Below are 755 nucleotides of genomic sequence, written 5' to 3'. Positions count from 1 at the left end.
ATTATTCCCGAAATCTCAATGATCGTTTCGTACTGGGTAGAAGGTTCAATTATTCGCATAATGCGAGTTCTACACCAGAAGCAGAAATTCCCTACCGATTGATTGTAGTCGGTGGGCAACTAACGCCGCGTTAAGGGGTGAGCAACGCGACTACCAACTAACCGTATTACACTAAAAACTAATAAAATCAACGCATAACGAAAATGCTACGCGTTGCGAATCCCTCTTTAACGCTTTGTTATGCGCGTGCTTCAGACCAAACAGCAAATTCATTACCACTTGGCTCTACAAAATGAAAACGACAACCACCAGGAAATTCAAAGATTGGACGGATGATATCGCCACCATTTTTCACAACTTTCTCCAATGTGCTTTCAATATCTGAACTATAGAAAACTAAGAGTGCGCCACCATTTTCAGTCCGACTAGAACGCTCAGATTTGAAAAAACCACCATCTAAACCTTCATTTGAAAAAGCTGCGTATTCAGGCCCATAGTCAACAAAGCTCCAGCCAAAAACCTTTGAAAAGAATGCCTTCGTTGACTCTAAGTCTTTCGCTGCAAATTCTACATAATTGAGCTTTTCATGCTGATTCATTGTTAACTCCTGTCATTTTTCCAATTAGCGCATAACGCCGCGTTAAGGGGTGAGCAACGCAACTACCGACTCACCGCATTGCACTAAAAACTAATAAAATCAATGCATAACGAAAATGCTACGCGTTGCGAATCCCTCTTTAACGCCTTGTTAGGCG

1 protein-coding gene and 1 pseudogene are annotated in these 755 nt (G+C 41.7%); one reads left to right on the top strand and one right to left on the bottom strand.

Features of this window, described 5'->3' with window-relative positions:
* Positions 1–102: pseudogene (locus tag FKQ60_RS17300) on the top strand (type II toxin-antitoxin system RelE/ParE family toxin); the annotation flags it as partial.
* 136 nt (positions 103–238) lie between these two features.
* Here FKQ60_RS17300 and FKQ60_RS17295 read toward each other — a convergent pair.
* Positions 239–598 carry a VOC family protein gene (locus FKQ60_RS17295; protein WP_154171013.1) on the bottom strand — a complete coding sequence of 120 codons (360 nt, stop codon included), beginning with the start codon at positions 596–598 and terminating at the stop codon, positions 239–241.
* Between the last annotated feature and the right edge of the window lie 157 nt (positions 599–755).

This window comes from Vibrio sp. A11, assembly GCF_013048705.1.
GTDB classification, from domain to species: Bacteria; Pseudomonadota; Gammaproteobacteria; order Enterobacterales; family Vibrionaceae; genus Vibrio; species Vibrio metschnikovii.
This window is presented reverse-complemented; position numbering and strand designations above follow the sequence as displayed.

What these genes read in the sequence shown, in the direction of transcription:
- FKQ60_RS17295 (WP_154171013.1), bottom strand. Translation starts at nt 598, where the DNA reads ATGAATCAGCATGAAAAGCTCAATTATGTAGAATTTGCAGCGAAAGAC.